The sequence below is a fragment of the Paenibacillus sp. RC73 genome (assembly GCF_044908085.1).
Lineage (GTDB): Bacteria > Bacillota > Bacilli > Paenibacillales > Paenibacillaceae > Paenibacillus > Paenibacillus terrae_A.
On sequence record NZ_JBIYCV010000006.1, the window covers coordinates 275,323 to 299,948 of the forward strand.

Annotated in this window: 26 protein-coding genes and 3 pseudogenes; 8 read left to right on the forward strand and 21 right to left on the reverse strand. The window is 44.7% G+C overall.

Annotated features, from left to right (window positions below):
• Positions 1-193 precede the first annotated feature (193 nt).
• Positions 194-949 carry a tryptophan-rich sensory protein gene (locus ABH897_RS16505; RefSeq protein WP_404592415.1) on the forward strand — a complete coding sequence of 252 codons (756 nt, stop codon included), beginning with the start codon at positions 194-196 and terminating at the stop codon, positions 947-949.
• Between the two features lie 90 nt (positions 950-1,039).
• On the opposite strand, the gene ABH897_RS16510 is transcribed toward ABH897_RS16505, so the two are convergent.
• From ABH897_RS16510 to ABH897_RS16525, 4 genes are all read right to left on the reverse strand, one after another.
• Entirely contained in the window at positions 1,040-1,420 is a 381-nt protein-coding gene (locus ABH897_RS16510; RefSeq protein WP_014279543.1) for a RidA family protein, read from the reverse strand.
• Between the two features lie 160 nt (positions 1,421-1,580).
• Positions 1,581-2,300 (reverse strand): NAD(P)H-binding protein, encoded by a 720-nt coding sequence (locus ABH897_RS16515; protein ID WP_404519791.1) that lies wholly within the window; start codon positions 2,298-2,300, stop codon positions 1,581-1,583.
• 49 nt (positions 2,301-2,349) lie between these two features.
• Positions 2,350-3,795, reverse strand: a complete 1,446-nt coding sequence (locus ABH897_RS16520) for an ATP-binding protein (protein ID WP_404592416.1) — start codon at positions 3,793-3,795, stop codon at positions 2,350-2,352.
• Between the two features lie 175 nt (positions 3,796-3,970).
• Positions 3,971-5,473, reverse strand: coding sequence for an HD-GYP domain-containing protein (locus ABH897_RS16525; protein WP_404592417.1), 1,503 nt, complete (start codon positions 5,471-5,473; stop codon positions 3,971-3,973).
• Positions 5,474-5,692: 219 nt separating this feature from the next.
• Between ABH897_RS16525 and ABH897_RS16530 the strand changes: the two genes are divergently transcribed.
• Together ABH897_RS16530 and ABH897_RS16535 are read left to right on the forward strand one after the other, a co-directional pair.
• The gene (locus ABH897_RS16530) at positions 5,693-5,851 is read left to right on the forward strand and encodes a hypothetical protein (protein WP_404581145.1); all 159 of its coding nucleotides are present in this window, start codon (positions 5,693-5,695) and stop codon (positions 5,849-5,851) included.
• A 97-nt stretch (positions 5,852-5,948) separates the two neighbouring features.
• Complete coding sequence (locus tag ABH897_RS16535) at positions 5,949-6,617, forward strand: hypothetical protein (protein WP_404581144.1); 669 nt, start codon at positions 5,949-5,951, stop codon at positions 6,615-6,617.
• An 886-nt stretch (positions 6,618-7,503) separates the two neighbouring features.
• Here the strand turns inward: ABH897_RS16535 and ABH897_RS16540 are convergent.
• The 3 genes from ABH897_RS16540 to ABH897_RS16550 all read right to left on the reverse strand — a co-directional run bounded on the left by ABH897_RS16540 (position 7,504) and on the right by ABH897_RS16550 (position 8,566).
• The gene (locus ABH897_RS16540; protein ID WP_283656178.1) at positions 7,504-7,812 is read right to left on the reverse strand and encodes a LexA family transcriptional regulator; all 309 of its coding nucleotides are present in this window, start codon (positions 7,810-7,812) and stop codon (positions 7,504-7,506) included.
• 142 nt (positions 7,813-7,954) lie between these two features.
• Positions 7,955-8,077 (reverse strand): hypothetical protein, encoded by a 123-nt coding sequence (locus tag ABH897_RS16545; RefSeq protein ID WP_283654467.1) that lies wholly within the window; start codon positions 8,075-8,077, stop codon positions 7,955-7,957.
• Positions 8,078-8,272: 195 nt separating this feature from the next.
• Positions 8,273-8,566 (reverse strand): hypothetical protein, encoded by a 294-nt coding sequence (locus ABH897_RS16550; RefSeq protein WP_283654466.1) that lies wholly within the window; start codon positions 8,564-8,566, stop codon positions 8,273-8,275.
• A gap of 170 nt (positions 8,567-8,736) precedes the next feature.
• Here ABH897_RS16550 and ABH897_RS16555 point away from each other — a divergent pair, with 170 nt between their 5' ends.
• Positions 8,737-9,114: a VOC family protein gene (locus tag ABH897_RS16555; RefSeq protein ID WP_044646520.1), complete on the forward strand. Its 378-nt coding sequence runs from the start codon at positions 8,737-8,739 to the stop codon at positions 9,112-9,114.
• A gap of 90 nt (positions 9,115-9,204) precedes the next feature.
• Here ABH897_RS16555 and ABH897_RS16560 read toward each other — a convergent pair whose 3' ends face one another.
• From ABH897_RS16560 to ABH897_RS16575, 4 genes are all read right to left on the reverse strand, one after another.
• Positions 9,205-11,166: an FAD-dependent oxidoreductase gene (locus ABH897_RS16560; protein WP_404592418.1), complete on the reverse strand. Its 1,962-nt coding sequence runs from the start codon at positions 11,164-11,166 to the stop codon at positions 9,205-9,207.
• A gap of 125 nt (positions 11,167-11,291) precedes the next feature.
• The gene (locus tag ABH897_RS16565; protein WP_014279530.1) at positions 11,292-12,584 is read right to left on the reverse strand and encodes a homocysteine synthase; all 1,293 of its coding nucleotides are present in this window, start codon (positions 12,582-12,584) and stop codon (positions 11,292-11,294) included.
• 317 nt (positions 12,585-12,901) lie between these two features.
• Positions 12,902-13,216, reverse strand: coding sequence for a protease inhibitor I42 family protein (locus ABH897_RS16570; RefSeq protein ID WP_404519799.1), 315 nt, complete (start codon positions 13,214-13,216; stop codon positions 12,902-12,904).
• A gap of 16 nt (positions 13,217-13,232) precedes the next feature.
• Entirely contained in the window at positions 13,233-14,117 is an 885-nt protein-coding gene (locus ABH897_RS16575) for a C1 family peptidase (RefSeq protein ID WP_404592419.1), read from the reverse strand.
• A 145-nt stretch (positions 14,118-14,262) separates the two neighbouring features.
• On the opposite strand from ABH897_RS16575, the pseudogene ABH897_RS16580 reads away from it, so the two are divergent.
• A pseudogene (locus ABH897_RS16580) lies at positions 14,263-14,954 on the forward strand (DUF2278 family protein).
• Between the two features lie 221 nt (positions 14,955-15,175).
• Here ABH897_RS16580 and ABH897_RS16585 read toward each other — a convergent pair.
• Positions 15,176-15,991 (reverse strand): DUF2935 domain-containing protein, encoded by an 816-nt coding sequence (locus ABH897_RS16585; protein WP_283654461.1) that lies wholly within the window; start codon positions 15,989-15,991, stop codon positions 15,176-15,178.
• 240 nt (positions 15,992-16,231) lie between these two features.
• Between ABH897_RS16585 and ABH897_RS16590 the strand changes: the two genes are divergently transcribed.
• Positions 16,232-16,885 carry an acetylglutamate kinase gene (locus ABH897_RS16590; protein WP_404519800.1) on the forward strand — a complete coding sequence of 218 codons (654 nt, stop codon included), beginning with the start codon at positions 16,232-16,234 and terminating at the stop codon, positions 16,883-16,885.
• Positions 16,886-16,961: 76 nt separating this feature from the next.
• Here ABH897_RS16590 and ABH897_RS16595 read toward each other — a convergent pair whose 3' ends face one another.
• The 3 genes from ABH897_RS16595 to ABH897_RS16605 all read right to left on the reverse strand — a co-directional run bounded on the left by ABH897_RS16595 (position 16,962) and on the right by ABH897_RS16605 (position 17,774).
• Positions 16,962-17,096: a hypothetical protein gene (locus tag ABH897_RS16595; protein ID WP_404592420.1), complete on the reverse strand. Its 135-nt coding sequence runs from the start codon at positions 17,094-17,096 to the stop codon at positions 16,962-16,964.
• Positions 17,089-17,322, reverse strand: a complete 234-nt coding sequence (locus tag ABH897_RS16600; RefSeq protein WP_283654459.1) for a hypothetical protein — start codon at positions 17,320-17,322, stop codon at positions 17,089-17,091. The genes ABH897_RS16595 and ABH897_RS16600 overlap by 8 nt, the downstream gene beginning before the upstream one ends.
• A gap of 95 nt (positions 17,323-17,417) precedes the next feature.
• Positions 17,418-17,774 (reverse strand): hypothetical protein, encoded by a 357-nt coding sequence (locus ABH897_RS16605; RefSeq protein ID WP_404592421.1) that lies wholly within the window; start codon positions 17,772-17,774, stop codon positions 17,418-17,420.
• A gap of 426 nt (positions 17,775-18,200) precedes the next feature.
• Between ABH897_RS16605 and ABH897_RS16610 the strand changes: the two genes are divergently transcribed.
• Positions 18,201-18,446 carry a helix-turn-helix domain-containing protein gene (locus tag ABH897_RS16610; RefSeq protein ID WP_283654457.1) on the forward strand — a complete coding sequence of 82 codons (246 nt, stop codon included), beginning with the start codon at positions 18,201-18,203 and terminating at the stop codon, positions 18,444-18,446.
• 153 nt (positions 18,447-18,599) lie between these two features.
• Here ABH897_RS16610 and ABH897_RS16615 read toward each other — a convergent pair.
• A pseudogene (locus ABH897_RS16615) lies at positions 18,600-18,995 on the reverse strand (BclA C-terminal domain-containing protein); the annotation flags it as partial.
• A gap of 171 nt (positions 18,996-19,166) precedes the next feature.
• Positions 19,167-19,451 (reverse strand): DUF4183 domain-containing protein, encoded by a 285-nt coding sequence (locus tag ABH897_RS16620; protein WP_283654455.1) that lies wholly within the window; start codon positions 19,449-19,451, stop codon positions 19,167-19,169.
• A 219-nt stretch (positions 19,452-19,670) separates the two neighbouring features.
• Here ABH897_RS16620 and ABH897_RS16625 point away from each other — a divergent pair, with 219 nt between their 5' ends.
• Complete coding sequence (locus tag ABH897_RS16625; RefSeq protein WP_404581142.1) at positions 19,671-20,810, forward strand: IS4 family transposase; 1,140 nt, start codon at positions 19,671-19,673, stop codon at positions 20,808-20,810.
• Between the two features lie 205 nt (positions 20,811-21,015).
• On the opposite strand, the pseudogene ABH897_RS16630 reads toward ABH897_RS16625, so the two are convergent.
• The 4 genes and pseudogenes from ABH897_RS16630 to ABH897_RS16645 form a co-directional block, all read right to left on the reverse strand.
• Positions 21,016-22,044, reverse strand: a pseudogene (locus ABH897_RS16630) (IS630 family transposase).
• A 462-nt stretch (positions 22,045-22,506) separates the two neighbouring features.
• Positions 22,507-23,373: a collagen-like protein gene (locus ABH897_RS16635; RefSeq protein WP_404592422.1), complete on the reverse strand. Its 867-nt coding sequence runs from the start codon at positions 23,371-23,373 to the stop codon at positions 22,507-22,509.
• A 457-nt stretch (positions 23,374-23,830) separates the two neighbouring features.
• On the reverse strand, positions 23,831-23,944 hold the full coding sequence (locus ABH897_RS16640; RefSeq protein WP_404519804.1) for a DNA cytosine methyltransferase: 114 nt from the start codon (positions 23,942-23,944) through the stop codon (positions 23,831-23,833).
• A 407-nt stretch (positions 23,945-24,351) separates the two neighbouring features.
• Entirely contained in the window at positions 24,352-24,555 is a 204-nt protein-coding gene (locus ABH897_RS16645; protein WP_283654452.1) for a hypothetical protein, read from the reverse strand.
• Positions 24,556-24,626 lie beyond the last annotated feature (71 nt).

Here is a 24,626-nt window from a genome sequence, read left to right on the forward strand (position 1 = left end):
TTCTAGTGCTTAAAATTTTTATCATTGGATTACATATGACTGCATATAAATACACCTTTTTAATAAAATATTTGTAGCATGAAACTTTTCCTGGCAAGGACATATTTGGTAGCAAAGTGGGTATATTCATAGTAGAAGATTGTGACCAGTCGGTCATTCCACGGTTCATTATTCATTGAGGAGGAGATGCCCTATGGCACGAAGCCATTCATTGAAATGGTGGAATATCATTGCGTTTATTGCTGTCATCGTCATTAACATTCTGGCTTCCACACTTCCCATCGGCGGAAGAAGCACCGCTGCCGTATCCAACATGTACCCTACCCTGCTGACACCTGCGGGTTATGCCTTTTCCATCTGGTCGGTTATTTACTTGCTGCTTGCCTGCTTTGTTGTGTATCAGGCTACATCGGCAGGACAAACCAAGACGAGCGTTCAGTCTATCGGGGTTTTCTTTATTTTAAGCTGTATCTTCAACATGATCTGGATTTTTTTGTGGCAGTATGTATATGTAGAGTTGTGTGTGATTGTCATTATACTGTACTTGCTCTCTCTGGCTGTCGTATATGTGCGCACTCGTACGCCGCAACCAACCCTCGGGGAAATGTGGTTCGTCAAGCTGCCGTTCAGTCTGAATCTTGGCTGGATATCCGTCGCTACCATCATCAACATCACGGTGGCACTGAAAAAGAACGAGTGGAGCGGCTGGGGGCTCAGCGATACTACTTGGGCGATCATCATCCTGGTCATTGGCACCGTGCTTGCTATCATGGTCAGCTTCCCATATCGTGACAGCGTTTATCCACTTGTGTTCGTGTGGGCTTATGTCGCCATCGCCATCGAGCATCCGAACAATGAAAACGTGCGGTTGGCTGCATTCATTCTGGCCGCAATCATCCTGGTGTACTCGCTTTGGCTGTTCTTTGCCCGTAACCGGGACCGGGACTAAAGGAATCTCATCACGTATACCACAGGCATAAAAGAACTTCCATTTCCACATCAAGTGTGGATTTTGGAAGTTCTTTTGTATTCCTTCAGCCTATTCGCCTTTCAAGGCGATAACTTCAATCTCCACCAGTGCATCCTTCGGCAGACGTGCTACCTCCACTGCACTACGAGCCGGATACGGCTGTTCGAAGAAAGAGCTGTATACTTCATTTACGCTGACAAAGTCGTTCATATCTTTGAGGAATACGGTCGCTTTCACGACTTGGTTCAGGCTGCTTCCAGCCGCTTCCAGAATAGCTTGTACGTTGCTCAAGGACAGACGAGCCTGCTCTTGTACATCTTTACCGAACTCACCTGTTGCCGGATTCAGTCCAAGCTGTCCTGAGGTGTAGATAAAACCACCCGCCTCTACAGCTTGGCTATAGGGTCCGATAGCGCCGGGAGCTTTTTCAGTGGCAATTGTTTTTTTCATATAGGTTGAATTCTCCTTCCTGATACTGGTTCTCCGTATTATAGCACGGGAAGTCCAAAGCCACTATTTCGCATGAATGGATTACCGCATAACAGGCCCCCCCAAGGCACCTGTTATGGTTGTGCTTTATTTTTTCTTCCTACACGGTAGTACAGTAGGTTTACACATTTTTATCGGCACCCGTTACTGTGCCGGGTTCATCCTCACCGGGTGCCAGCTCGGCTCCGATGACCCGAATGATATCATTCGGATAAATATGTACGCCGCTCGCATGCGCGAGAGCGATTCGTACCATAGCCCGTGCGATCACCGAGGCCGGGATGGCGCGGTAGGAAGCCAGTTTGCCTGTCATCATGCCATCCAGTGCCTTCATCACGACAGCTGCGGCGGCTTCGCCAAAACGATGTTCGGGCCTTGTGCCTAAAATCAGCGACGGACGGAACAAATGCAACGCAGGCAAGCCAATATCGGCAAGCGCCTCCTCAGCCTCACCCTTCGTACGGTTGTAAAACACGCGCGATTCCGGGTCCGCTCCCATCGAGGAGATGGCGAGCATCTGCACCGCACCGGCCTCTTTGCCCAACCGTGCGGTCAGAACCGGATAGTCCAGATCCACCTGACGAAACTGCTCCTTGGAGCCAGCCTTTTTCATCGTCGTCCCGAGGCAACAAAAAACATCAGCAACCCCCTCGAAGGCGGATGCCGCTTCCTGCGGCTGCTCCCAGTCGATGAGTGCCTGCTCCAGCTTGGGATGCTTGATTTCCAGCGGACGTCTGCCCACAACCATGACGCGGCTGTATTCCTTTTGCACCAACAGCTCCCGTACAACATAACCCCCGACAAGCCCCGTTGCACCCACAACGACCGCTTTACGTTCCACGATAGACCTCCTTTATGCCTGTAACCTACCTGCTCCTGCTCCTGTGCTATTAGGCTAATTTAAACGGCTGTTCGCCCGCCTCCCTGCTTTCAGACGGACACATGGGCAGGTACAAGGAAAATGTGCTTCCCTTGTCCTCCTCACTCTCCAAACGGATAAAACCGCCCAACAAGCGGGATAAATCACGGCTAATCGACAGTCCCAGTCCAGTTCCTCCATATTTTCGGTTAATGGAACCGTTTGCCTGCTGGAATGCCTCAAAAATAACATGCTGCTGAAGCTTGGAGATACCGATACCCGTATCTTTTACCGCAAATATAACCCAATCTCCCTCCTGCCCTTTTCGTTCCAGATGCTGAGTGCTGATTTCCAGCAGTACACGTCCTTCATGAGTGAACTTAAAAGCATTAGACAACAGGTTGCGCAAAATTTGCTGTACACGTTTGGGATCGGATCGAATTTCATCCGGTATATCACCATGCTCCTTCAAGCTGAATTCAAGATTCTTGTCCTTGGCAGTGACTTCAAAATGCATCATCATCAACTGCGCAATCTCGCGCACGCTGACTGGCTCACTGACAATTTCCATCCGTCCAGCCTCGACTTTAGACAAATCCAGAATGTCATTGATCAACTGGAGCAAATCATGCCCCGAGGCATAGATCAGCTCGCTGTACTGGTAAAGCTCGTCCTCATCCAGTTCTTTTCCCTGCTCGTTGATGATCTGCGCCAGATTAATAATGCTATTAAGTGGTGTACGCAGTTCATGCGACATCGTTGCCATAAAATCGGATTTATATTGGGAAGCCACCATTAACTGCTTGGCCCGTTCTTCCAAAATGATTTTCGTCTTCTGTAACTCATCACGTTGTTCCGATAATAGCTGATTCGCCTGTATAATCTGATAATTACGCATCTGCTCCATCTGAAAATCACGTAAAATCAGCGCAAATAAAAAGCTGAGTACAATGCCGATAGGCAAAGTGAGAGGGACAACTTCCGCCACATAATAGTGCCATGGAATGACGCCCAGAAAGGCAATATTCAACGTATTTACGATATTAACCGCTAAAATGGTCACCGATGCCTTAATAATCAGACGGCAGGTGGAACGGCGCATCCAGTAGTTCAATCCGGCGCACAGCACGCCCAGAATGCTCATATTCAGAAAACCGGCCCACGCCGCCATATTCACACCGAAGGTAAATCTCGTAAGCCCGATCGCTACCCCGATAATAATAAGCGTATAGGAGCGGGGATACACCAACGCCGCGATAATTAACGGCACAAAGCGCAGATCAAAAATAACCGTCTCACTAAAGTTAAAACCGAAGCAAGAGCTAACCCATCCGCCAAATACCACCAGCAGTACCGAGCTGATATATTTAAATCGCGAAGAGGTACGACTCAACCCATATTTATAAATCACGTTCGCCACATAGGCAACGGCAATCAGCATCCCCAAATTCATTAGAAACATTATTGAAAATTGCATGGACTCACACTCCCATAGCGCGAAAAAATTGGATGCCAGGCCTATGCCGACCGCTTTTGCTTTTCTCGTATATCATAACATGAAGCTTCAGCTTTCGACATGTCAAAGATGCGTACATCCCTATATAAAAAAGGCGAACCGCAACGGCTCGCCCTGGTGGATATACAGTATAGGGTCAACTCATGATGCCCTTGTTTCGGCGCCATTCTTCGACAAATAATTCAGCAAAGTAAGGGTCCCACTGGGTTCCTTTTCCCTCTTCCAATATCATAACCGCTTTTTCTTTCTGCATACCCTTCCGGTATGGACGGTCAGACGTCATCGCATCATACGCATCCGCTACCGCGATGATCCGTCCAAATAGCGGGATATCCTCCCCGCAGAGCTGGTCTGGATATCCTTTGCCATCATAACGCTCGTGGTGCGAACGCACGCCGGGCAAATAAGGAGCCATGGCATCGGCCGGCTCCACCTGGCGGAGAATGCTTTCTCCCATGACCGGGTGCATTTTAATCTGGTCAAATTCCTCATCCGTCAGCTTGCCATCCTTGAGCAGCACGGCATCGGCTACGCCGATTTTGCCGATATCATGCAGTAATGCCGTTTTGCGCAGCAAATCGAGGTCTGTCTCATTCAAACCGCCCCGCCGTCCAATGATCACCGAGTATTCAGCCACACGCAAAGAATGTCCTGCGGTATAAGCGTCCCTCGCATCCAGTGCTGCCGCCAAGGTGGCGAAATAACTTTCCTGTAGCTGACTGTTTTTGTCTTCCCGTTCCTTCAATCCCTCGACCATGATGTTAAAGCCTTCAACCAGCTTCGCAAATTCGTCAGAGTACAAATCGCTAGCCTTATCGTTCAGGCGGCCTTCCTTCACTTCATTCATCTTTTCCAGCAGATGGTGAATTGGCTGCTCAATCTCACGGGTTAACAGCCAACCTCCCAGATAAGCAAAGGCCACACCAAATAGTAAAATCGTGCCCGCCCATAACCAATAGGAGCTGGAAAGTGCCTCATCCAGATGTTCCAGCCGAATCTGCGTAGCCAGGCAAAATAAAAACAGCGGAAAAGCACCAATCAACGTTGCACTCAGCTGAAATTTGTGCCGGAGCGATAGTAATACCCGTCCCCGAAGCGATATGTTAATTCCATATTTCTGATAAGTTCGGTCTCTAATTTCTATCAGCAACGGACGGATCGCCCTCATCGTCAAGAAAAATTCAATCATCGCGTGCATCGAAGCAACCAGACAAGCCCCTATACAGGCAATCCCTACATAATAGAAGGGCAAGGCAAGCTGTCCGGTATCAATCATCCATATGGCCATACCAGCTGCCGGGATGGAAAAACCGAGCAAATGCGGTCCCATAATACGTAACACAGACAGATTAGGCAGACGGTGAATCCGTATATACATCGCTTCTACATCCTCGAACGTCGTCCGCTTATCCAGAAAAAAGTGACGAACCGGTCCCAGATGCATCCGAAATACCAGCGTTTCACAAGCAATCATAATAATACTGGAAAAAGTAATGATCTTCATAAGACCTAAAAATTCATAATGGGCTACATTTAACGTGGAAAATATAAAAATCGCGCCCACCAACAGAACAGCTATAAACGAACCTATAATATAGTTCAGGATAACATGCTGAATAAAACGCTTATAGATCGGCAAAATGCTACCCTCTTTTCATCCGTACACTCACAAAATATCTTATTTATTCAATATCGGAGTCCGGTCGGCAAAAGTTAACCTTCTTGCTTGAGCAATCTGCACAAATCCTATAAGTGCCTTTTAATCAACCATATATAGATTGAAACACTTAAATCCGTCTACATATCTCACCTGCGAGTGTAAACATTTAATTCTGCAACATGCTGCTTAACGAGCATTGTGGATGGAAGCACTGCATTGGGAAATTGGACTATTACAATGGATGATAAAAAGAATAAAATAATTCATGTTAATATTTCTTTAGTTTGGTCTAATGGACAAAAGGATACCTTTAATTATCCAACAAATGGAGCTAAAGTGACTTTTACAACTAAATAGCCCAAAAAGAGAACACAATTACTCCTCAATTCTTGTGTTCTCTTTTTGTCTTAGTACTAAGTATTTGTTATTGTGTTTTTATAGAGGAGGAATAAAGATGAAACTATTTGAAGAGATTTTAAATAATCAAGAACAAACAACTATCGAAAATAACAACAAGACCACTATTTTTGATAGACCTAGCATTAAAAAAATTAAAATAAATGAGACTATTGAGGAGAATCTATCAGTATTGGCTCAATTTTTTCTTTTGCCATTCGAAACAGGTGATTCAAATGCCGTTTTACATATTCCAGTTTTTGATGACGATACTAAAGTGCAAGTATTACAAGAGATAGGGTCACATTTTGAAGAGTGTAAAATCGTTGAGTATAAGGAGCATGCTCAAATTATGTTAAGTAAAGTAAGGGGTATTTCAAAAAGGTTTATTGAAAAAGTGATGGACTCTGGTGAAATAAATCCAATTGCATATAGTTTGTACAGAAATAATTCTATGGGTATTAATTATTCGGAAGAGAAAGAATACAAAGTCAATATTGAGTTGATCCAGAGGTCATCTGAAAAATCAATCATTGAGTTGTGGACATTCTTAAACAATACCTTTATAAGAGAGGCGGGGGAATTAGTTTTACTACCGCACCAATGGTATCTAGGTGAAGCATTTAAGGATTATTTAGCAGTAAGATGTTTTGCAAGCGTATGTAAATCAATGAGAGTATCTGTAAATCCTGTCGATAAAGCAATTATGTATATATCCATTAGTTAGAATCAAAATATTATGACTTTTTTTTGAGCGGAATTTAACCGCTTTATGATCTGCCGTTGGACTTTTCATGTGGTAAATTTGTATCATGGAAAATCAAATACGGAACACACCACAGCTTTCGAGCCTTGGTGATCAGGTTGGCCAGTGGGCGTTGCCTACTATGTCCGTGAAGACAAGGCTTATGCCAAAGGCAACAAGTTGGATGGCCAACTCAACACCGCCAGTGCTCAAGCAGTTTGCGGCTCTGGAGCGCTAATACAGTCTTATCCGTCATTTTTTCCAATCTATCATCAATAAAACCAGAAATGCCTTGCATTTTATAATCGTTCTTGCTATACTATTAAAGTATGTATTAAACCCCATAGGATTCCGCGCAACAAGCTATTACTCCTAATCACCGCATGGAGCTTCTCCAAATTTTATGTATAACCCTAATGTAGAATTTTGAGCTTTTGCCGAAGATTTTCACATTCACACTGGCGCGGTCATCGGAGCCGCAAGGACGAAAGAGAGGTAGGGCTTTTGTCGTTTGGAAAATGAGCAGTGGAATCGGACTGCCCCTTATGAACATGCTGACCATATTATGCAAGGCAGCAGGGGTTGAATATATATTATGCCGTCGAACCATGAAGTTCGAGCAGGCCGTGCAGTTCACGCAAGCTGCACCCATCCTCCGGATGATCCCCGGGGGATTTTTAATGTACATATGTATCTAGCAAGTACCGCCGAGAGCATCTATGAACAAAAAAAATGACCCCGCCGATACACCGGCAGGGCCTATAGCTTGATCAAAAAGGGGTTAATAGGGTCATTATAGTCCCCCTTTCTTAAAACTAAATGATATGCACCTTAAAAACTCATTAATTTTCCAGCTTTGTGTTCTACTCTAATAATTCGTCCAGTATTCCGTGCCGCCCTGCGGCGTGGTTGGCGTAGTTGATCGCCCTGTTTCCGGGCGGGTGCCCCTGTCCGTCGAAGGCCGCTCCCACCCTTCCAGCAAAACCACATGCTGAGTACTGGAGTTATTTTCCCATGTAATATAACGCTCCTGTTCCATATGCCGCAAAGCGGCTGTAATCTCGCTGTCCCTCTTCCCCGTTTTGACGGTCAATTCCGTCATCGTCGGCATATGGCGATGCTGGGCAAAATAGTTATACAGAATCCGTAACAGCTTTCGTTCCAAATCAGGCAACATCATCTTTCCTCCCTTTCCAGGTTTCCCAAGCAACCAACGGCCAGGATCACCATCACAAAGAACGTATGTTCCCATTATAACACATAAAAATGCACCCTCCTACTGGAAGCTGCATTTTAGACTTTTACAGTCCGGTTCAAATTCAGTTTTTTTCTTTCTCCTGACGACCGATAGAACGCAGCCACCAGACGATTCCACCAACGCTTCCTAATGCCAGAACCGTCAGGAAAATAATATAGAACAGATGAAATGCACGATCACTCATGGCAATCGCCTCCTTACTATATGTATACACTTCCCAACTAATCCTGTAAACCTCTTTTTGAAATCCAGCTCTATTTTTTTCCAAACGCTCCACAACAGGTATCTTCTTGAGGTAAATCGGTACATGCTAATTAAATACAAAAAGGGCTTTCGGCAAATGACCGCAAGCCCTGATTCATCTGAGGTTAAGGCTGAATTACGCCTTGTTCTTCTTGCTATATTTAACGAAAGTAATCACAATCGTCACAGCAAACAATATTCCGGTGACTACCCAAGTTGTTAAAAATGCCATGCCCGAACCAACATTAGCGCCCATCGTCGGGTGCTTCACCGCTGTAAGTACTGAACCTTGCACCATAAATATCGTACAAAATAAAACGATGGGCACCAGAAGAATTGTACTCGCCGTCCTCCGGCTACCTGATACCACAATCACGCTTAGAGCAGAAATTACCAAAATCACAAAATATATAGCTGCTTCCCAAAGCATAGAAATGCTCACCGTCCGATCTTTTTTCTATCCATTCGTAAATGTCCCTTCTATTGTAACAGACGTCACACAGTGAACCAAGCCATAATTTGAAATGAAAAGGGGTAAACCCTGTAGGCAACGTAAATAATGTATAGTAACTACATAAAGACCTAAAAGGAGATGAACCCATGAGAAGTGCAAGCCCTTTTGTCATTGTGAACGATGTCCAGCAAACGGTGGATTATTATCAGTCTGTTTTGGGCGGAGAAATTAAAGTGCTGAACAAGCAGGAGGGCAAGCTTTTACACGCTGAGCTTCACCTGGGCAGCAGTCACATTCATTTTTCTGATTCCTACGGTAAACCGCTAAAAGCGCAGCATGTACAAATCATTCTCGACTTTGACAGCGAAGAGGAGCTTAAGCAGGCTTACCATGCACTGGCGGAAAAGGGTACCGTTGACGTAGAGCTTCAAGATACTTTTTTTGGTGCCCTGCATGGCGAAGTGACAGATCATCTCAATCACATTGGATGGGTTATGAACTATTTTAAAAACCGTCGTCCTTGATCTGTGGTTAAAAAGGAAACAGCGCTTAGAGGATTCCAAGTAAAAAGGATAGCATCGACGCTGTCCTGCTTGTTTCTTCTACTACCACCACTATTGGCTGTTAACAGCAGGCGACTTGCTGTAACCTTTGCGTACCACAGCCTTAACCTTGTCTTGGGACACTCCCAAAGATTCCAACGTATTCCCGGTTTTGAGGCACCATGCTTCAATATCTCTCGCAAAACCGAAATCGGTTGCGGTAACCTCCAGCTTTTGCCCTTCTTCCAGTGCCTTAACGGCTTCATATACCTTGAGAATAGGACCAGGACATTGCAATCCACAGGCATCCAGCAGGGTTAGCTCTGTGCCGGATCCGTCTTTGGCTTCCTCGTCCAGTTCGCCCCCTGGCAGATCAGAATCAGAATCCCGTTCAGCCATAACTGAATATGTCTTGTAGCCACCATCAACGTTTCTCACCTGATATCCGTATTGGGTCAGCATTCGAGCCGCAATATAGCCCCGCAAGCCAACCTGACAGGATACCGCCATCTCTTGATCATGGGGGATTTCCGACATTCGTCCTCTCAGCTCTGCCAAAGGAATATGGATAGAGCCCGGAATGACTCCTGCTTGCAGCTCCACCTCATCCCTGACATCAATAATAACGCCGCCTGTGCGGTAAAAATCATCGACTTCATGCCATTGCATCGTTTGGACCAGCCCATCCATGATATTCGAAGCCACATAACCAGCCATATTGACAGGATCTTTGGCCGAAGAATACGGGGGTGCATAAGCGAGTTCGATATCAGCCAGCTCACGCACCTCCAAATGTCCACGAATGGCGGTCGCAATCACATCAATCCTTTTGTCTACTCCATCGACTCCAACGGCCTGTGCCCCATATATCATTCCAGTCTCCGGGTTAAAGAGTAGCTTCATGGAAATTGGCGATGCCCCGGGATAATAACCCGCATGCGAAGCGGGATGAATATGAACAGCCTTATAGGGAACACCCAGCCGCAGCAATGTTTTTTCGTTATTGCCTGTAGATGCTGCGGTCAAGGAAAAGGTCTTAATCACGGAAGTTCCGAGCGCGCCATCATAAGAAATGGCCTGACCGTTCATATGATCCGCCACCAAACGACCCTGCCGATTGGCTCCCCAGGCCAGCGATACCATAGTTGCAAACCCGTGATTGCGATCTTTGACCTGAATGGCGTCTCCTACCGCATAAATGGCCGGATCACTGGTTTGCAATTGAGCGTTTACCTGAATAGCCCCACGAAAACCAAGCTCCATTCCGCTTTGCTTGGCCAGTTCATTTTCGGGAACAACACCAATCGCCAGAATAACCAAATCCGTCTGAAGCACACCTCCCGAAGCTAAAAGGAGCCGTGTACCCTGAGCTGCAAAAGCCGCGACCCCTTCCTTTAAGCGCACCTCCACCCCGTTCAGCTTCATATGCTGTTCTACCAGTTTAGCCATTTCAGGATCTAGCGGATTAAGCAATTGTTCTCCCTGGTCGATAATCGTTACCGCAAGTCCACGCTCCCGCAGATTCTCAGCCATTTCCAGCCCGATAAATCCACCGCCGATTACAGTAGCATGTCGCGGGTGCTTTTCATCTACATATGCCTTAATCACGTCCGTATCAGGAATATTTCTTAGCGTGAATAGATTAGTAGCTTCGTTTAATCCGGGAATATCCGGTATCATCGGTTTGGCCCCTGGGGACAAAACCACCAAGTCGTACGGTTGCTCTCCCATTATCCCTGTTATCACATCACGGAAGCGAATGAGCTTCTGCTCTCGGTCTATTTCAATCACTTCGGTGAGTACCCTCACATCTATATTAAAACGTTCTCGAATCCCTTGAGGTGTCTGGAGGAACAGCTTCTCCCGCGCATGGATCGTGCCGCCAATATAGTAAGGAAGACCACAGTTCGCAAAAGAAACATGCTCTCCGCGCTCAAACATCATAATCTCGTCTTCCTCATTCCATCTACGCAATCTCGCCGCCGCAGAAGCTCCACCTGCTACCCCGCCAATAATAACTATTTTTCTGCTCATTTCTTCCCCTCCCAATATACCCTATGGGGTATAATATATACCTGCGGGGGTATGTTGTCAACGCTATTTATTCATGACATGGACGCAAAAAAGGTGGAGGTTACCCCCCACCTGATCAACCTTAACTACTGCTGGCTGGCCGCGATCGCCTGCTCCAAATCGTACAAAATATCGTCTATCGCTTCCGTCCCGACAGACAAACGCAACAGCTCTGGCTTGACTCCGGCAGCAACCTGTTCCTCCGCATTCAACTGCTGATGCGTTGTGCTCGCCGGATGAATGATCAGAGATTTGGAATCGCCCACATTCGCCAAATGGGAAAATAGCTTCACATTTTCAATCAGCTTGCTTCCCGCCTGACTGCCGCCTTTAATGCCGAAGGTCAGGATCGCCCCTTGCCCTTTCGGCAAGTATTTTTGGGCTAACTCGTAGGATGGGTGGCTTGGCAATCCAGTGTAGCTGACCCATTCCACATCCTTGTGGCTTTCGAGATATTGCGCTACCTTCAAAGCATTCTGGCTATGTCTTTCCAGCCGCAGATGGAGTGTCTCCAAGCCCTGAAGCAGCAGCCATGAGTTGAACGGTGAAATAGCTGCTCCCAGGTCACGCAGCAGTTGTACCCGCGCCTTGATAATGTATGCAATAGGCCCCACCGCCTCGGTGTATACAACCCCATGATAGCTCGGGTCCGGCTCGGTCAGTCCAGGGAAACGGCCACTTGCTTTCCAGTCAAACTTGCCGCTGTCCACGATCACCCCACCGATGGACGTTCCGTGTCCGCCAATGAATTTCGTCGCCGAATGCACGACAATATCCGCTCCGTATTCAATGGGACGCAATAAGTACGGGCTTGGGAACGTGTTATCTACAATTAACGGAATACCGTATTCATGCGCAATCGCTGCTACAGCTTCCACATCCAGCACATTGCCCTGCGGATTGCCAATCGTCTCGGCATATAACGCCTTCGTTTTATCCGTAATGGCTTTACGAAAGTTCTCCGGGTCATCCGAATCCACAAAATGCACCTTAATGCCCAGCTTGGGTAACGTCGTGGAAAACAAATTATATGTACCGCCATATAGACTGGATGCCGACACAATTTCATCCCCTGCTCCTGCAATGTTCAGGATGGAAAAGGAAATGGCTGCTGCTCCCGAAGCCGTTGCCAACGCGCCAGCCCCTCCCTCCAGAGCTGCGATCCGCTGCTCGAACACATCCGTGGTCGGATTCATCAGGCGCGTATAAATGTTGCCGAACTCTTTTAGCGAAAACAAATCAGCCGCATGCTCGGCATCCCGAAATCCATACGAGGTGGTTTGGTATAACGGAACGGCGCGGGCAAAGGTAGTAGGATCAATTTGTTGTCCGGCATGGACAGCGAGAGTTTCGAATGACAGCTTGCGATCTTCTGACATGGTTATTTCCTCCCTTGTTATACGTGCTGTAATGCGCAATCATGAATGATTTTTCAATCATTCTCGCACAAAAAGAACGAATTGGGAAGATATTTCTCATTATTCAGGTATGAATTATAATAATCCACATAGCTGTTCCCGGCCAATCCCTTGGTCTGTTTGTACATTTGGTCAAAAGGAACTTAGTTTAGTTTGGGACATGTTTCGGCATGCGTTGCTTCATACAGTAGGTAATGCCATTCCATTTTGCTAAAGACGCGTAATCAATAGCCCCTTATTAAAACACAGAAATAAAAAAGGAACGCTTTTCAGCGTCCCTATATGACAATAACCGTAATTTCAAAACTTTTTACAGCCTCCTGTAGCCACGGCCTTTGGTAATGAAATCTCACCTTTCTCTGACCTGCTTCATTTGCCGTATACGTCCAAGCTCGGGCACCAGATCCTCCAATTACAGTGTGGTTACCAACATAATCTTCTTTCTCAAGCAAAACCACATTTTTCTCTGAAACGATTTCTTCCAACCATGTATATCCTGTAGATGCATTTTCAAGTAGGGTAATCTGAAAGGCTTCGCCCTTTTTTAGACGGAGGATTTTACCATTGTCCTTCTCTTCAATGGAAATGATCATTAAATCACCTGACTTTCTAGTGATATTTAATAACCTGATCTCCTCCCCAATGGTGAAGCTCAACCTCTTCTTTAAACTCTTCACCCATTTGCTGCAATATTTTCTCCTTAGCACCGACTAAGGCGTCAACATTGTCGATTAGATCCGTTGCGCTATATGCTTCGAAAAAGAAATGTTCCGCTTGGGTTTGAATACGATAATCATAAGGTAAGTAGCCAAATCCATTATCTCCCCAACTTGTTCCCCAAGAATTTTTAAATTTAAACATTTGGGTTTCATCATCGAAGCCTACAATACATATGGCATGTCCACCTATAAATTCACTACTTCCGGGTAAAGGTATTTTACCTGTAGCTGCTACGTTTGGATCCATCCAGTTTTTGTATACTGATGTCCCGACTACAAAAGGGCCATTTACAACTAAGCTTCTCTGCATTGCTTTTATCGTATCCAGATTTGCATATGCTTTTATTTTATATTTTGCTGCATTTGTTTCTGCTCCAGCTTGGGGACTACCAGGACTACAGGCTTCATACTTCCAAAAGCTTTCTTCACATACTCCCTGTTTTTTCAGTATATCCATGGCTACCCTAATAGATGTCCCGTCTCCATCAGGAGTACATCGAGGTGTATTATCTGGAGTTGTATCTGCTGCTTTTGCCTTCTCGTAAAGGTACCTGGGTGAGAGTCCGACATGTTTATCTCTCTCTTGCCACTCTTTCATACCTACAGCGCAGGAGAATCCAACGCACGTTCCTTCGTGTCCCTGATCTCTTACAGGAGTTATTCCTTTAACTTCAAATTTTGATGGAATAATAAAAGGCGGCAAAATAGAAGACATAAAAATATCCCTTTTATCTATTGGAGATGGGGTTAAGCCCAATCCCTTAACCTCTGACATTTTTGTTTCCTCCTTTGTTTATTAAATACTGAGTTATTGTTTCATTTTTCAAAAAAATTTATAACCCCTAAATTATCCAACATAAAAACACAAATATAAGACACGTTAGAAAATATAAAAAATTAATCACAAGGAGACTATAACAATGCCCATTAAATACGGTGTGCTAAAAGCAATTCTAAAGAATTTAAATTAGGAAAAGATGACCAGCATCTAGAAGTGCTCATGGAAGTATCGCATAGCAAAGAAAAGTTCAGATTAGCCATTAATATCCAATCACAAGCTTGGCCGTCAGAAGTTCTTTATTTGATTGGCGAAAATTTTAATTCCTCGCAAATTACCCATCTGCAAGGTATGGCAGAAGGCTTCACTGGAATCAATAAAAACAATCGGGAGATTGCCCTGGATTATGTCAGGGGCCGTCTGTTTGATCCTAAACAAATGACACCACTCCCAAATATTAAACCTGGATTGGACAACGATTTGTATGAAAAGTTAACAGACTATGTTCAAAAAGCCATTGATGAAGAAGCTGTTATATATGCTTATGGAGAACGATTTGGCCCTGAACATAAGGAGGATGAATACTTTCATTTCAAACCCGGAAATGGAGTTCACGATATTCATATGAACCAAGGTAACTCAGGAAATCCCAAATGGGAAAAAGATAATGGAGTTTGGCAAGACGGGGGATTGCTAATTCAGTTTAAAGACCGTTGGGTCGCATTATTCTTGGCTTTTCAATCTCAGTCATGGTGTACTAACGATGATACAGGTTATACACTTAAAGTATGTAGTCACGAAGAACATGAACAGAAAAACGCTGTGCATTCATAGTTAAAATTACGAATCGATGACAATATAAAACGATCTCTACAAAGTAGAGAAACCCGCTTTACACAAGGCAGGGTTTCTCCTTTTTTTTGAGATATAGGAAAAGGGCCCAACGTAATGATTTATAAATTTCGAAACCTGATTAGGATTTAAATGATATGGTCTTGGCGCACCTCCTGTTGGGGAATACTGTGTCCCAGTCTGAAGGATTACGTTTTAGCATATCAGTGCATAATTTCTTTCTTGTTCACCTTAACACCTGATAAAGATTGATCAAACATATCGAGAATAAAAAGGAACCTCTCAGCTTCACGAAATACATGATCGGCTAATAAAGGATGGATAATACTTTTTATTCGGCATTCGTCGATTAAATCACGCGCTGTTTTCTTAAAATCACGCAAGGACTTAACAGAGACACGGTTTTCATCAACAAATTGACTCAGGAGTGGAACGGTCTGCGACTGCGGCCGCATATGACTTAAATCAATCGCTTGAAACATCAGCGTATCAAAATCATTACTAAACTCCCTGGCTTGCTCAACCAGTTTACGTTCGGATGGATCTAGCAAATGGCCTATAAATTTTGCATGATCGGCCATTATTTTCAAGAAAAATACATTTTCATCGATAATTGCATCGGGTAATGGTTCGAGCTTTCCTGAATTGAGTTCCTCTAAACGGTTTCTGAAATAATTCGCTTCCCGGCTTATATGATCTACCAGTAAAGGGAAATTGGTTTGTCCGGGAAGCTTGCATTGCAATATAAGGCCCAATACCATTCTCTTAAACGCCCAAATATGAGTCGCTGCATTCTGGACCTCCGTATTAAACTCTTTGATTGTGTGAGGGTCAGTATCGATATTAAAATCGTGTGATCTTCTCTCAATATCCTCAAAAATAGCATGAAACTGATTGGCTTCTGTAATGAGTTGAGTATCTTCAGCTCTAAAACCTAACCCCAGAAAAAATGAATGCTCCTTCATGATCCTGGACCAAAATCGTATCTCATCTAATGAGCGCGCAACAAATGCATCCAATCATATCCCTCCTCTATGTGAGCAAAAAGTACTTACTTAGTCATATGGAATATGCCTTGTCATTATGATTATCGAAGTCCCGCGTCTCATACTAATCTAATTCCGAGGTTGTTTAGAAGTTCTGCTAGAAGATGACTTTTTTACTGGACATTCACCCAACAATATGAGTTCGAATAATGTAGCACTATATATGCAGATACATGTGGTATACAAATTTATCGAAAAAAGGAGTGAAATATTATGTTTCCTTATTCAACGGGCGTATTTCCTTATGTAATACAACCATACGATCATTATTGGCGATCGGATCAAGTAACACCTGCTCATCTAATGACCAAAAATCCTCATTGTGTAAGCAAGGCGAAGGTTGAATTGAAAAGCTTCATGCGTATGCTGTGGGAACAACATATAGCCTGGACCAGGATGACCATCCTTAGCTTGGTCTTTCATCTACCTGATGTGAACGTGGTTACCGCCCGGCTTCTTCAAAATGCAACAGATATGGGGAATTCACTTCGACCTTTGTATGGTGATCATGTAGCTCAAACATACGGTAACTTAATTAGGGAACATTTAGTGCTTGCTGCGGATCTTGTTAAAGCAGCCATAGCAGGAGATCAAAATCTGGTTGCAGCTACAGAAAAAAAGTGGTACTCCAACGCCGATGAAATTTCCGAGTTTTTAAGCCGTATCAATCCCTATCTACCTAAAGAAGAATTTAGGAAAATGTTCTACGAACACTTAGCTTTAACAAAGTCAGAGGCTGTCTCCATGATCACCAAGGATTATGAAACAAGTGTTCAGATATATGATAAAATCGAGGCGGAAGCGTTAGAGATGGCGGATACGATCACTGACGCAATCGCTAAACAATTCCCTGGAATATTTGTGTAATTACACTCATTTCAATAAAAAAGCGTGGCCTCCAAAAAGCTTGGGAGTCACGCTGTACCCATGCCTCCGCCCAGCTTTATGCAAAACGAGTCCCGAACGTAACACTGAATTTAAAGCCTACGTCTGCCTTGGAGGGGAGTGGAACCGTTGCCTTTAACCTCTCCATGTACTTTAATCTTTCTTTTAAAATCGGGATTTTAAAATCATTCAAATTGTTCTCCTCCTATGAGGTCTGCCCGGAATTCAAACTGTTCTCGTATAAAATCTTTACTGGCGATCTTAACCGACTCCGGCGTAATCTCCTCCACCACTCCGCCATAATCCTCAAATGTCACACGTAATTCTTCATCGACGGATACAACGTATACATGTGCCTGGGTTAAAGCCGCTCCAAATAGCTCCATGTCTGTTTTCAACATTTTATATGTATGCTTCAAGACGATCACCTCGAATATTTCATTCGGTGAACAATATAACGATTCCTTCTACGACAAAAATCCCTGTAAATGCTATCCCTTGTTCCTTACGAGATTCAACTGGATGTCACAGCGCCCCTCCCCTCCCCTTCCAACCATAACAGTTCATTAAGCAAAAAAGTCATGCCATCCATAGAGCGTAGCTGGTCAATGGTTTCTGAAACAACCTCCATGAGATCACGCTGAATGCCTTCTGCCAGTTGCAGCCCACCACTGTCACCATCGACGAATAAGTGTGTATGTTCGGGATGCTCCAACCTCCGCACATGACGCATCCACAAACGTCCGTCCTCAATGTGAAAGAAGTAGCGTCCATCATAAAGCACACCTTCATATATTTCATACATTTGTAAATGGTCAAAAGGTCCATATACCATTGCCACCCATTCTAGTATGGTTGATTTAGTCTCCATTTTTATGCGCTCCTTCTTAGTGTTTATCCGTCCAACTTGGTAAGGGCTCCTGACCATCAAATTGTGGCAGCCTCAACTGCCCTCTCAATAGCAAAATCCCAAATTCCCTTCTTACCTATGATTTCAATAAGTTGTGATAGGACTGCTTCATGTTCACTCGCGTAGAATTGCGGATTAACTTGCTGTACAATAATGAAGAACCACTCTAATTAGATGCGAATTTTCGTACTGCCTTATCATCAACTATGTCAATAACGAAATTGTTTCCATGACATGAATTAACATAACAATTTAACGTTATTTCGTTATTAATAATATAACCATATAACGTTATTGTCAACATCTTTTTGCGTTATCTTTTAGTTTCACTTAAAATCAACACAAGCATAACTAAGCAAGAATCAAGGGGAAGGAACGGTCGGTTATATGTCAAAAAAAGCTATAATCGTGGTCAAGCTTGGAAAGATTCTGGAGTCAAAAGGAATGACACAAGGGACTTTATCTCAGTTAACAGGATTACGCCCAAGTACCATTAGTGAAATTGTCCGTGGCTCTCGTAGTGTTTTGAATAAAGACCATCTGGCAAAGATTATTGAGGTACTTGAAATTACAGATATCGGAGAAATTATTGAAATTGATTACATATCAAATGCCAAAGAAAGTACTGAATAACCCAAAAAGGACCGCAGATGCTGAGGGTCCTTTTTACGTTGGGACAGAGTTTCTATTAATATAGAGCGATATATTATCGAAAAGGACATTTTGTCGATAGTCAGATAAACTTTAAGCTGAACCAATTCACATTTCATCATTAATTATTAGAATCTAACTTAATTTTTTGATAATAACAGAAGCGTTTACGTTTGTTTGTGTGCCACCAGCCAAAGTCTGAAGGCCAACCGCAGCAGCTGAACTATGATTTCGCAGAGTAAGAACATCGCCGGCCGCTAGAGCGATTATAGCTTGCCCATTGTTTTGCTGAGTGCCGGCACCTGAACCATATACGGTTCCTATAACCAGGGCGCCATTTAAAAATAGTGCGAATTGGTTGGGTTCTACACCCGTCACGGAAAAAGTAACCTCATACTTGCCCGGATTGCTAACTGCAATCTGAGTGGTTCCGGGGGTATGTGTGATTCCAGGTGAAAGATTACCGTTTGTATCAAAAATAACATCAGTCTCTACAGGAACAGTTTGAGCACTTACATTATAAACAATTCCGGAAACTATTGGGGGAAAGATAGGGTATATGATCGCCATTAGATTCACTTCCCTATTTATTTGTATGTTTTAGTAGATATATACGAAACTAATACCCCAAGGGCGTTTAAAATGAAAATGCCGAAAATCCAAAACAATAAGAATTGTCGGCATCTCGTCAATAAGGAAGGATTAGTTTACAACAAATTCGATTACAATTGGAGTCGCAGGATCGAGTGCGTCACCACCAGGAATGGTGATCGCAGTGGTGGTAGCGGTTGAAGTATCACCTGTTTGAATCTGTGCATTAATGTAAAGATTATAATACGCAGGTGCAGTTGGGAAGGCTGTGGCAGCAACACCGGTGTCATTGGTGGTGGCTGTTGCAAGAATATTATATGCAATGCCAACACCTGTTCCGGCTCCTGCTGTAGTAGTAAACCTTCGGGAAGCCATAAAGGGTTTTGTAATTGGCATTTATATCACCTCTCTTTCCTGAATCTCTATTAGTAAATGTCAGAGATTGAATAAAGGGAAGGGCTAATCATGTGGTTAATTGCACATTTTAAAAGGTTACTTGAGCAAAGAATTGAATTAGATCACACCTGTTGATTAACCACTAAATGGTAGAAAAAGAGCCGTCAACACGGTAAAATGTTTGTACCCCTACAAACTTAACCGAAAGGTGACGACTCCATGAAAAAGTCTATCACGATCCCATTGATCCTTCAATCCATTCTGACACCGGAAGAAGTGCAAAGCGTTGCCAAGGGAGCAGATTATGAAGACAAAGCCCGTAAATTCGCAGTAACCCACTTACTTCAATACTGGTGTGTAGCTGCCTTAGAACAATGGGACAGTTATCGTTCCGGTGTGGATCATGCCGCTCGCAGTGGCTTACCTATGGTTCATTATTCGTGTTTTTCCACCAAAGAGGCCGAAGTCCCCTTTGCTATATTTAAGGAACTTCTTCATCGAGTCATTCACAAGTGTAGCCGAGAAACACGCCGAAAACTTACGTTTTCCAAAGAATTACTCCTCATCGATTCGACCACCATAACAGTGGGAAAAACACGACTACCCTGGGCTCCTTATCACGGAGAGCGTGCGGGCATTAAACTTCATGTCGCTTTGCGAGCCCAAAATGGGCAACCGCTTCAGGTCGTCGAAACGCTGGGTTCCAAGCATGATGGCCCCATGAGTGAAACGTTGGCTCAACCGGACTACATTGTGGTGATGGACCGTGCTTATGGGAAACTGGAGCGTCTGGACGACTTCAAAATCCAAGGACAATCCTTTGTCATTCGGCTTCGCGACAACGTCCATTTGGAAAAACCTCATGCCCTTTCCCGTCTCCAAAAAGCAGATTCTTCTGTCATTCGGGATATCACCTGCCAGTTGGGGACACCGCAGTGTCGTTCCAAGCAACGTCATCGTGTGGTGATGTTTCGAGATTTTGAAGGTCGAGTCATCCGAGTCGTTACCGATTTAATGCAGGTCACAGCGGAACAAATCGCACAGATGTATAAAGCTCGATGGCAGATTGAGGTCTTTTTCCGTTGGATCAAGCAACATTTGAATATTCCAACGCTGTTTGGGAGAACCGAAAATGCGGTCTATGGGCAACTCTTTTGCGCGCTCATCGTTTATGTCCTGCTTAAATGGTTATTTGATGCCGCTCAAGGGGCGTGGCCCAAACATGCCATTCTTTCCTTTGCTCGATTTTCTCGTCTTTTTCTTCTGCAAAATCTACCGGTGGAATGGCTGATCCAGATTCAGCATGTTCTTCCTAAGCGTGTCTCTGCTTCTATTAATCAAATTACTTATTCTGGTTAATCAACAGACGTGGAATTAGATCAATGTAATGTTAGTAGTACAGCCTTTGACTCAAACAAGCTGGACTATCTAACATTATTATGTTGACGGTGATTGTGAGAAAACCAAATCATACCGTGGGCGCTTAATGACGCATCGTCAGTTTAATACTTTATTTTCCTATTCTACAACTTTATTTTTTTCGAACAATAAGAGCTATATAAGTTCAACTAATGATTTTAGGCTTAATGAGTTTTCGTAAGGAAGATTCCATGCGGACGCACAAACGGTTAATGATGGCCCATCTATCTTTGGAGATCTCGGCCACCGTATGATAAAACACATTGTTGATGACATCGGCTTTTAGCCATTTCCATAGCCCTTCGACTACGTTAAACTGCGGGCTATACGGGGGCAAAAAGGGGAACTTCAACCGATCTTTCTGCTCTTCCAGAAAAGGTTGCAGTAATTTCGCATGATGAATGCAGGCATTGTCCATCACCATCACCATTTTGCCTGTAGGGTATTTCAGGAAGGCTAAAAACGTTTCAGCTGTATATTGCTCATCTTCTTGCCATACGATTTCCCCGGTCATGTAGTCCACCATCGCGAGCAATTTCACGCCGCGATGTTTACCGATGGTCGGAATGACCCGTTGCTTGCCTTTCTCGAACCAGGTTCGCTGTAAGGCTTGATAGTCCCGGATCATGCAACAAATGATGGATTTCGTCGTTCATGAGTCTGTTTTTAACTGGGGGAACCGTTCGTGGACAAACTCCTTTGGCCTCACTTCATCGGCTGCTTCCAGAGTATAGGTTGGTTTGGTAAACCGCAGATCCAGTCGGTGCAGCAGTTTGGCCATGCCAGCAATGGTGTAGCTTCGTTCAAACTCACGCTTCACATAAGCGGCAGCCAGAGCGAGGGTCCAATTGTGCTTGGCGGGAAACCCGACTTCATGCGGAAGTTTTGTGATAATGAGCTGCTTGAGCTGCTGTTGCTGCTCGGCAGTCAACTGTTCGGGAGCGCCTGTGGAGACGCCCGTCACCAAGCCATCCAGTCCTTTCTCTTGATAGGATTTGATGTAGGTGTTCACCGTTACAGGACTTCTGCGAATGATCTCCGCAATTTCGGTCACCGACATCTGTTTCACAGCATGTAAGTAGATCGTCTGATAGCGTTCATACATCCGACGGTTTTTCTCTTGACCCAGCCGCCTTTCCAATTCTTGTTGATCCGTTGGTTGAATTTCCATCATCATCACTCGTCTCGTTGATTTTCCTTAATCTATTCGACGTGCGAATCGGAAATCCATTCCAAGATTCGTGAAACTTTAGTTGAACTTATATAGATTGAACTCGTAAAATTAAGAGCCCCAAAAAGGTGGCGATCCGAATGACGACGCAACACGAAACTATTTTGGGATACTGCTCCTTGCTTTCCAGGATACTTTCCATTACCGCGATTTCATGTTGTAGTGCTGCATTTTGTTGTTCGTATGCTGTTCCCATTGTCGTATCCCTCGGATTTCCCATTTAATGAAATACTAGATAGCGGATTTCTGCAAAATGCCACGCGTGACGGGCCGCTATCTCTGCCGAGGGATACTCTGGAGGAAGATGAGGACGTTTGTACGTCCTTTCTTTTTATTATGATCATATGAAAAGCCGTCTAGTAAAAGATAGCAAATTTCTCGATTATTTATATGCAAGATATCTTGCTATGCTAATTGTGTGATAACAAGATGTGCTGAAACAGGTCTTGTTCCTCCAGCGAGTGGAGTAATAGTAAGTGCAGTGGAATTGCCAGCAGGATTTCGAACAGTCAGTATGGAATTAATGACCGTCGTTTGCACTATAGCCATTTCTACGATTTGCGATGTACCTGTTGCACGTCCGACTACAGTATAGGCGAGATCCGCGCCATTGAGTGTCAAGATGAGTTGTCCAGCTTCGGTTACGCTAACCTGAGAGAGCACCTGATAAGTCCCTATTGCTGCTAAATTAAAAGAGCTAGGACCGGTTCGGGTAATAGTAGTCCCGCTGGTAGGGCCATTTTGCGGAAAACTTACGTCTGTACCCGGAGCAACAGTTGCTGCATTATCAGGAGGCATCAAGGCAAAAAAATCTGCAAATCCCAATACTCCCCCTGCTGCTCCTGTTGCGCCAGTGGCTCCCGCTGCTCCCGCCGCCCCTGCTGCTCCTGTTGCGCCGGTGGCTCCCGCTGCTCCCGCCGCCCCTGCTGCTCCTGTTGCGCCGGTGGCTCCTGTCGGTCCGACTGGACCGCCCGCTGGACCAGTTGGTCCTGTGGCTCCCGCTGGTCCCGCCGCCCCTGCTGCTCCTGTAGCGCCGGATGGTCCCGCCGCACCTACTGTTCCTGTTGCGCCAGTGGCACCTGTCGGTCCGACCGGACCGCCCGCTGGACCAGTTGGACCTGTAGCTCCGGATGGCCCAGCCGCCCCTACTGCTCCTGTAGCGCCAGGAAAGCCTTGTGGGCCTATAGCTCCAGCCGGTCCAGGTACTCCTTGAGAACCTTGTATGCCTTGTGGGCCCGTAGGACCAATAACTGTCGGAGTAGTAATATTCACTTCTGGTGGGGGACATTTTACCTTTACTATCTTCTTAATAACTTTTCGGCACTGTTCTTTTCTTTTTCTTTTCCAAGGGAATACAGTTTCTATTTTTCCTTTACGACATTTTTTTTTGTCTGAACAACTCAATGCGTACACCTCCCTATAAAGATAGTCCAGTGTATGCATATTGTTAGGTTTAGACATGGACGAACAACTAGTTTTTACTAGACTGGAACATATATCTAGAAAAAAGGCTATAAACCTGAGAGGATGGCCCATGAATACATTACAATGTCCACACCTTCTTCGCGTTCCGCAATATTCACCCATGTTCATATCCGGTGGACGCTATTTGTGCCAACGTTAGTTAGGCTGTCTGAATTGATTGGCCTGCCCTCTCCGCTACGAATGTTCCTGTACAACACGGGGCGGTTCGCTGTACTCCAATCATGGAGGTGGAGAAGGTAAATCCTCACGGGGCTGCGATGAAGAAAACGCACTCCCGCTTTTGAGGAACGCCTATCGTGGCTGAGTTGAGAAAGAATAGCTGCGGCCTGTAGCCAATCTCTCGAAAGCGAGACAGCACCAAACTGACGAAACCTAAGAAACATTGGGGATTCAATTGCAGGGGAGTCTATGAACACCGAAGAACCCACTTTACTAGACTAAAGGTTAGAAGAATGTTAGAAGATTGTCCAAAATCACAAAAAAACGCGGCCTCCAAAAAGCTTGGAAGCCGTGCTGTGCTTGAGTTTCATAGAATGCTGGTGAAGGGAATTGAACCCCCGGCCTACGCATTACGAGTGCGTTTAATCTCCGTTATCGCCCCGAAACCTAGACGTAGCCTATGACGGACATTCAGACGATGACCTACGGATTGTACGAAGCCCTACGGTTTGGTATTTTAGTACATAGCGATTATACCACGGGGATATTGTCGGAGCAACGCGTCCATAAACGAAGAAAAAGCGCCCGCCTCCGAAGAGACAGGCGCTAATTTATCGTTACATTGAATACAAGTCCGTAACGTAATAGTCCGTACAAAAACCACAGGATGATGCCGCCAATTATGAAACCGGAAATTAGTCTTGCGTATAGCTTATCGACTTTAAACGGAAACATGTCCCAAAAACTCGGATCGCCGTCGTCCTCTTCTTCGGCTGCTTTCGCCGCTACTGCGGATTCCTGATCTTTCAAACCGAATCTCCTCCGTCATCTCACGTTTACCTAAATAATACCATCGGACTAGTACGTTGTCACTAAAAGAA

Bases quoted from the DNA above. Each gene is read 5' to 3' on its own strand.
- ABH897_RS16565 (WP_014279530.1), bottom strand. From the start codon at position 12,584: ATGTCAGAAGATCGCAAGCTGTCATTCGAAACTCTCGCTGTCCATGCC.
- ABH897_RS16535 (WP_404581144.1), top strand. From the start codon at position 5,949: ATGAAACTATTTGAAGAGATTTTAAATAATCAAGAACAAACAACTATC.
- ABH897_RS16540 (WP_283656178.1), bottom strand. From the start codon at position 7,812: ATGTTGCCTGATTTGGAACGAAAGCTGTTACGGATTCTGTATAACTAT.
- ABH897_RS16555 (WP_044646520.1), top strand. From the start codon at position 8,737: ATGAGAAGTGCAAGCCCTTTTGTCATTGTGAACGATGTCCAGCAAACG.
- ABH897_RS16550 (WP_283654466.1), bottom strand. From the start codon at position 8,566: ATGCTTTGGGAAGCAGCTATATATTTTGTGATTTTGGTAATTTCTGCT.
- ABH897_RS16575 (WP_404592419.1), bottom strand. From the start codon at position 14,117: ATGTCAGAGGTTAAGGGATTGGGCTTAACCCCATCTCCAATAGATAAA.
- ABH897_RS16505 (WP_404592415.1), top strand. From the start codon at position 194: ATGGCACGAAGCCATTCATTGAAATGGTGGAATATCATTGCGTTTATT.
- ABH897_RS16510 (WP_014279543.1), bottom strand. From the start codon at position 1,420: ATGAAAAAAACAATTGCCACTGAAAAAGCTCCCGGCGCTATCGGACCC.
- ABH897_RS16560 (WP_404592418.1), bottom strand. From the start codon at position 11,166: ATGAGCAGAAAAATAGTTATTATTGGCGGGGTAGCAGGTGGAGCTTCT.
- ABH897_RS16590 (WP_404519800.1), top strand. From the start codon at position 16,232: ATGTTTCCTTATTCAACGGGCGTATTTCCTTATGTAATACAACCATAC.
- ABH897_RS16545 (WP_283654467.1), bottom strand. From the start codon at position 8,077: ATGAGTGATCGTGCATTTCATCTGTTCTATATTATTTTCCTGACGGTT.
- ABH897_RS16625 (WP_404581142.1), top strand. From the start codon at position 19,671: ATGAAAAAGTCTATCACGATCCCATTGATCCTTCAATCCATTCTGACA.
- ABH897_RS16520 (WP_404592416.1), bottom strand. From the start codon at position 3,795: ATGCAATTTTCAATAATGTTTCTAATGAATTTGGGGATGCTGATTGCC.
- ABH897_RS16570 (WP_404519799.1), bottom strand. From the start codon at position 13,216: ATGATCATTTCCATTGAAGAGAAGGACAATGGTAAAATCCTCCGTCTA.
- ABH897_RS16620 (WP_283654455.1), bottom strand. From the start codon at position 19,451: ATGCCAATTACAAAACCCTTTATGGCTTCCCGAAGGTTTACTACTACA.
- ABH897_RS16605 (WP_404592421.1), bottom strand. From the start codon at position 17,774: ATGGAGACTAAATCAACCATACTAGAATGGGTGGCAATGGTATATGGA.
- ABH897_RS16610 (WP_283654457.1), top strand. From the start codon at position 18,201: ATGTCAAAAAAAGCTATAATCGTGGTCAAGCTTGGAAAGATTCTGGAG.